Raw genomic sequence first — 7210 nt, forward strand, 5'->3', positions numbered from 1 at the left:
CCTTGTTATGGTAAGTTATTTTTACTTCTTCTGCGTCTGTCCTATTAAAATATGTGAAGACGCCAGCGTTAACAATACAGCAAGCGATAATCGCCTTCTTTTTGCACGAGTAAGCATAATTAAATATCTTGATAAAGTTACTTTACGGTTTAGATTGTAATCTAATTCTAGATCGAATTAATGAACGTAAAGATAAAAAAGAAAAAATCAAACATCCTTAACTCACTGGAAATTTGAAGGTTATTTTAATAATTTAGAATTAATACAATTAAAATTGGTTGTTTAGCTATGTTTGCGAGCTAGTTAATAATGTAAACAATACGGACTTCTTACACCCCGAACTGGTTAAGGTGGTGGTCCAGATGTTTATAGAATAAGGTGTTCCATTCATTGGCGGTTAGCTTTCCGAAAGATATGTTCTCCTTTCCTTCGAAATATGTCCTTCCGAGCTGTTGTGTCTTGTGAATATTGTCTATAAGTTCACTTTTCTCCTTTTCGAAATTTTTTCGGTCCGTGATCAAAAAGATGGGTGCCGTAGGACTACCTTTCTTATAAGGTTGAGGCCCTACAACCATAGGCTTGGCAAAAGTTTTCAGCAGCCACCGCTTCACAAAGTTAGGTTTTTTGAATTTCTCCGGATTGAAGGTGTAAGCATAAGCCACATTACAATGGGCGAGCATCTGATCGACAGTCATCTTACCCCACTGTGGTGTGGAATTCGCAGTGAGACTATTTATTCTGTCAATCAATTCTGCAGTGACTGCAGAATCAAAAATATCCTTAATCATAGCTTTATGTGTAAGAGATTATTGCGGCTTTGTCCAGAAAAGATTCGGATTGTTAGTTTTATAATAAACGAATTTCAATCCCGTTTTATTGTTTACTTCCTCTGTTCTTTGAGGTGTTTGTTCCAAAGCATCCAAAGGAAGCAACTCTACATATTCAATCTCTTTGACCATATCCCAGGTTTCAGCATTGTATTTGCTTTCCACCGGTGTTTCCAGACGATAGAGATTTTTAGCCATATAGGTATTTAGATATCCATCCTTGGTTTGTTGTGCCTCACGATTCCAGTTGGCATCCGCGTTAAGGATCAAAGGCTTTCCGTTGATTAACCTTTCTCGCACCTCTTGGATTCCCAATAAAGTCCCATTTTCATCCATGACATAGGCTGCAAACGTAGGATCTATCCATATCCATTTGTCCAAGTCTTGGCTATATACCATGTTAATGACATGGCAGTCTTGAAACTCCAACTCTTTAGGCATACAGGTAATATATCTAGACTTTATTCCCATCGCCAGATAACATTCATTGAGAATAATGGCAAGCATTCTACAGTTTATACCGCGCTTTTCCTCTTGACATACCTTGATGAGGTCTATAGCATTTTTGATTGTAGGGTTTGTGCTATTGCCATCGTGCTGTATAAGGTTATGAACCCAATACATCAGGTTGAAAATTTTTGTCAGCTCATCTCCCTTCCCTGCAATGGAATCCAACTTGAGTTCGGCACGTATTTCTTTTTAAATCCGAATGCTCTGCAGACTGATAAGTAAAAGTAGGAACAGGTCTATTGTCCGAAAAATTATATTTCGCGGCTCCTTTTAGAATATGAAGACGTGAAGGTTCGTATTGAATGCGGGTCATTGCCGAATCCTTACCGTTGAGCAGAATGATAAAATCCTGTTTCTTGCCTCGACCAATATGGACCGTAAACTTGTCTATGTCAGTATAAAAGGTCACTTTCTTTGCCGATGTTCCAAATACATCTAACTTCTGCTGTGGATCAATCTTCCACGCCTTCTTTCGTAACACATTATCTTCTTCAATATCCACATCTACCGAATTGGCTTTAATGATAGTAAGATTATTTTGTGCATGAAGTGTTGGTATGAATAAAGAAGTAAGCAGTAAAGCTGAAAAAAGCTCTTCGCTTCAAAGACAAACCGAAAAAGGAATTCTCTAAACCCATACGATTTTTTCCTGTCCCATACATTCAAAACGTGTTTCATAATTTAGGCAAGTAGTTAATGATGTATTATTAATTCTTAATAAATTTAATTAATAAAGAATGTTGTATGGAAATTTTTTTGTAAAAATTTAAAGAGTTAGAAATTAAGGAATCAATAAGTCCAAAAAAAGAAAGTGACATAAAAAACTATTGCGCGCACAAAATTAAAGTGGCGGGCGATAGCTTTACTCTTCAGCATGAAGACCTACCCTACTATTTCCTTCAGAATCTATTATAATAGCAATAAATCCAGCAGGAATTGAGGTTTTCGGGAGCACAACTTTTCCGCCAGCATGTTCTACTTTGTCCAAGACGCATTGAAGTGTAGGACTCGCATTTAAATACACCATAGTACCGTTCGATGATGGCTTGTTACTTGCCGATTGTACCAAAACACCGGTAATCCTCCCTGAAGTGGCCTGAATCACCTGTGGGTTATAGGGGAAAAAAGCCGCTTGTTCTTGTTCTTCCACATGTCGCACCATCTTGATATCAAGAATGGTTTCATAAAATTTCTGTGCACGATCTATCTTCGCAACCGGAATCTCAAACCATGTAACTACATTTGTTGTCTCATCAATTTTGTTTAATAAAGCCATATTCCTACTAGTTTACGTTGTGATGAGACAAAGATGGGTATATCCGAACATTCTCAGCTGTGACAAACGTCACAAAAGTATTAAGAGACTCTCTTTCTTCGAATACGACTTAAGGTTTCGCGCGCCACACCAAAAAATGAGGCTAATTGTGATAAGGAAACACGCTGTAACATCTGTGGATATCGCTTTTCGAAAAACTCTAGGCGTTCCTGTGCACTGTATAACTTAAAAATAGTCGCCTGCTCCTCCTGTTTTGCAGCAAAAGTACGTAAGCAATTACGTCCTAAAGCTTCTATAGCAGCACTCTGATGGGAAATTTCAAATAATTTGACTTTATCAAACACTACCACTGTCAAAGGCTCACAAGCCATAATGTTATATGCTGACTTCTCTCCTGATCCAAAACTTGCAACATTCGTTGCTATCTCATTCTCGAAAAAGAATCCAGTATTTTTTCTTTCTCAATCTAAGTGGCAAAAGCTTTTACAATAACCTTCAACAATGAAAAAGAGTTCGTTACAAACCTCTCCTTCTTTAAGCAGAAATTCATTTTTTTGGTATGTCCGTATACTTAAAGCTGACTGTAAGAGAGACCAGTTTTCATCCGTCAAAGGAGAAAGAGAACGCAAATATAACAGCAGACTATGCATTTCTTTCTGCATCACGCTTCTTATAATATCATTTTTCAGGTGACAGAGGAAAATTCCTTTGTACCTTGAAAAGTTATTTTCCTAAATGTAAGATATATTAATGCTACGCCCAGTATACAGACCAACCCCAATACAATGTAGGTCTCTACGGAGTCTAGCTCTTCATGTTGTTCCTGCGCAATATCTATCATCCCACTGATTGGAAATACTATATAGGATAATGCTAACCAAAGCACTAAAATGGCTCTGACGTATTGATGTTTTGCAATAAGAAAATACAATACAGCGAGGCTCAAACCATAGAAAAGCACAGATACCCCATCTAAATGAGTTTACTATACTTAGGAAGTCAGCGACAATGCTCGTCGCTACAAGAACAAATATTATCCAATAGAAGGTTTTGCTTCTGAAAACCGCTTTTTTCATACATGGCAGTAGTGCTTAGTGATTGAATTTTCTAATAATGAATATAGAAAATTATCCTGTTAATTTGAAACAGCCTCACTACAGTTAATAAAAAAAGGATATGCAGAAGATGCATATCCTTTCCCAATTCAAGAAAGCGGCTAGCTTTTAAATGTCTTATCTTATTTCCGCCAAAATCATAAAGTCCTCTTTCCTTATAAAGAAAAAACCCGATAACAGCTTGTATTATCGGGTTATATAGTGTTGCGAAATTATTTCGCTTGGCTTGCGCGGATGATGTTAAGAGCGCCTCCAGCTTTGAACCATTCTATTTGTTGTTCATTGTAGCTGTGGTTTGCCAAAATTTCCTCAGTAGTACCATCAGCGTGGTGAAGCACAATGGTCAAAGGTTTATTAGGAGCGAACTCTGTAAGACCGATGATATCTATTGTATCGTCTTCAAGAACTTTTTCGTAATCATCCTTGTTAGCGAAAGTCAAGGCAAGCATACCTTGTTTCTTAAGATTCGTCTCGTGAATACGAGCGAAAGATTTCACCAACACGGCACGCACACCTAAATGACGAGGTTCCATAGCGGCATGTTCACGTGAAGAACCTTCACCATAATTTTCGTCGCCCACAACGATTGAACCGATTCCGGCGGCTTTGTACGCACGTTGCGTTGCAGGTACAGGTCCATATTCACCGGTAAGCTGGTTTTTCACGCTGTCCGTCTTATCGTTGAAGTAGTTTACTGCACCAATCAACAAGTTGTTTGAAATGTTGTCCAAGTGGCCACGATATTTCAACCAAGGACCAGCCATAGAGATGTGGTCTGTAGTACATTTACCTTTGGCCTTGATTAACAACTTCAATCCTTTAAGGTCAGTACCTTCCCATGCTGGGAATGGCTCCAACAATTGCAGACGATCTGATGTAGGAGAAACTTCTACCACTACTGAAGAACCATCTTCCGCAGGAGCTTGATATCCTGGATCTACAACATCAAAACCTTTAGCAGGAAGCTCATCTCCTGTAGGAGGATCTAACTTCACTTGCTCTCCATATTTGTTGGTCAACGTATCCGTAACCGGGTTGAAACCTAAGTCTCCAGCGATAGCTATTGCTGCCACCATTTCCGGCGATGTTACGAAAGCATATGTGTTAGGGTTACCGTCAGCACGTTTAGCAAAGTTTCTGTTAAACGAGTGAACGATAGTATTTTTCTCTTGTTTTTCCGCTCCGGCACGATCCCACATTCCGATACAAGGACCACAAGCGTTGGTAAAGATCGTAGCGTTCAAATCTTGGAATGTCTTCAATAAGCCGTCGCGCTCAGCAGTATAACGTACCTGCTCCGAACCTGGGTTGATACCGAACTCAGCCTTGATTTCCAAACCTTTTTCTATTGCCTGTTTAGCAATGGAAGCCGCGCGTGACAAATCTTCGTAAGAAGAGTTTGTACATGAACCAATCAATCCCCACTCTACTTTCAAAGGCCATCCGTTTTTAACGGCTTCTTCACGCATACGCGATACCGGTGTATATAAATCCGGAGTGAAAGGACCGTTCAACGATGGTTCTAACTCAGAAAGGTTGATTTCTATGATTTGATCGAAATATTGCTCTGGGTTAGCATATACCTCAGGGTCACCTGTTAAATGTTGTTTGATGGCGTTTGCTGCATCGGCAACATCTGCACGGCCTGTAGCACGCAAATATCTTTCCATAGAAGCGTCATAGCCGAAAGTAGAGGTAGTTGCACCAATCTCTGCTCCCATGTTACAGATAGTTCCTTTACCTGTACAAGAAAGTGATTCCGCACCTTCACCAAAGTATTCTACGATACATCCTGTACCACCTTTTACGGTAAGGATACCTGCCACCTTCAAGATGACATCTTTAGGTGCAGCCCAGCCAGACAACTTACCGGTTAATTTAACACCGATAAGTTTAGGAAACTTAAGTTCCCAAGGAAGACCGGCCATCACGTCACAGGCATCAGCACCACCGACACCGATAGCAACCATACCTAAACCTCCTGCATTCACGGTATGTGAGTCTGTACCGATCATCATACCTCCAGGGAAAGCATAGTTTTCCAATACTACCTGGTGGATGATACCTGCTCCCGGTTTCCAGAAGCCTATACCATATTTATTTGAAACAGAACTCAAGAAGTTGAACACTTCCGAGCTTTCGTTTTTAGCACGTGCTAAGTCTTTGTCAGCGCCTTCTTTTGCCTGAATTAAGTGGTCACAGTGTACTGTCGAAGGAACAGCCACTTTCGAACGACCTGCTTGCATGAACTGCAACAAAGCCATCTGCGCTGTCGCATCTTGCATAGCCACACGGTCTGGAGCAAAGTCTACATACGACTTACCTCTTTCGTAAGCCACAGTAGCATTGCCATCCCATAGGTGGGCATACAATATTTTTTCTGCAAGGGTTAATGGTCTATTCACCACCTTACGAGCTGCAGCAATGCGCTCATCGTAGCGTGAATAGACTTTCTTGATCATGTCTATATCAAAAGCCATATCTCTCTGGTTTTATAGTGTTTAACTAAGTTTCTTCAATATTAAGGATTAATTAGCTAAAATCGGTGTAAATTTTGTAAGATTTATACCTTTAACAGCTTTTTTATACTCCTCAATAGTAGGAATACGTCCTAATATGGCCGACAATACCACTACCGGTGTTGAAGCCAACAGCGACTCTCCCTTCTTACCATCCCTGTCTTCTACCACACGACCTTGGAAAAGACGTGTAGAAGTAGACATCACTGTGTCTCCTTTGGCGGCCTTCTCCTGGTTACCCATACACAAGTTACAGCCCGGACGTTCTAAATATAAAATATTTTGATACTCTGTGCGTGCTGTCGTTTTCGGCAACAAGTCGTTAAATTCAAAACCTGAATATTTTTGTAGATATTCCCAATCTCCTTCAGCTTTCAACTCGTCGATGATGTTGTATGTAGGAGCAGCTACCACCAATGGCGCTTTGAACTCTACATAACCTTTCTCTGCCTCCACATTCTTCAACATCTGCGATACAATCTTAAGGTCATCCTTATGTACCATACAAGAACCTACGAAACCTAAATCTACTTTCTTCTCTCCACCATAATAAGTCAGGTCACGGATTGTATCGTGAGTATAGCGCTTCGAAACATCAGCATTATGTACATCAGGGTCGGCAATCATAGGCTCGTCGATCTGATCTAGATCCACCACTACCTCTGCGTAATATTTTGCATTATCGTCTGGTTTCAAAGCTGGTTTCTCTCCGGATTTAATCTCCGCAATACGTTTATTCGCTTTTTCTATAAGCCCTTTTAATACACCATTGGAATTGTCCATACCTTTGTCTATCATAATCTGAAGACGAGATTTTGCAATTTCCAATGATTCTATAAGTGTATCATCCTGAGAAATGCAGATTGAAGCTTTCGCCTTCATCTCTGCAGTCCAGTCTGTAAACGTAAATGCTTGATCTAGAAGCGTACCGATATGCACTTCGATAACACGGCCTTGGAACAC

At 40.0% G+C, this 7210-nt stretch carries 7 protein-coding genes; all 7 read right to left on the reverse strand.

The window, feature by feature from the left end; translation table 11 throughout:
- Positions 1 to 329: 329 nt before the first annotated feature.
- Positions 330 to 788: a DUF1569 domain-containing protein gene (locus SD31_RS09065; protein ID WP_197053637.1), complete on the reverse strand. Its 459-nt coding sequence runs from the start codon at positions 786 to 788 to the stop codon at positions 330 to 332.
- A gap of 18 nt (positions 789 to 806) precedes the next feature.
- The gene (locus SD31_RS17410) at positions 807 to 1502 is read right to left on the reverse strand and encodes a transglutaminase-like domain-containing protein (RefSeq protein WP_052258864.1); all 696 of its coding nucleotides are present in this window, start codon (positions 1500 to 1502) and stop codon (positions 807 to 809) included.
- A complete protein-coding gene (locus tag SD31_RS17415; RefSeq protein WP_052258866.1) occupies positions 1474 to 1839 on the reverse strand; it encodes a hypothetical protein in 366 nt (121 codons plus the stop codon). Before SD31_RS17415 ends, SD31_RS17410 begins: the two co-directional genes overlap by 29 nt.
- A gap of 360 nt (positions 1840 to 2199) precedes the next feature.
- The gene (locus SD31_RS09075) at positions 2200 to 2613 is read right to left on the reverse strand and encodes a VOC family protein (protein ID WP_039053889.1); all 414 of its coding nucleotides are present in this window, start codon (positions 2611 to 2613) and stop codon (positions 2200 to 2202) included.
- 80 nt (positions 2614 to 2693) lie between these two features.
- Positions 2694 to 2984 (reverse strand): hypothetical protein, encoded by a 291-nt coding sequence (locus tag SD31_RS17420; protein ID WP_197053638.1) that lies wholly within the window; start codon positions 2982 to 2984, stop codon positions 2694 to 2696.
- 956 nt (positions 2985 to 3940) lie between these two features.
- Positions 3941 to 6208, reverse strand: a complete 2268-nt coding sequence (locus SD31_RS09090) for an aconitate hydratase (RefSeq protein ID WP_039053891.1) — start codon at positions 6206 to 6208, stop codon at positions 3941 to 3943.
- Between the two features lie 48 nt (positions 6209 to 6256).
- The coding region (locus SD31_RS09095; protein WP_262506609.1) for an aconitase family protein at positions 6257 to 7210 on the reverse strand (954 nt) is incomplete at its 5' end.

The sequence above is a fragment of the Sphingobacterium sp. T2 genome, assembly GCF_000814685.1.
Taxonomy (GTDB): domain Bacteria; phylum Bacteroidota; class Bacteroidia; order Sphingobacteriales; family Sphingobacteriaceae; genus Sphingobacterium; species Sphingobacterium thermophilum.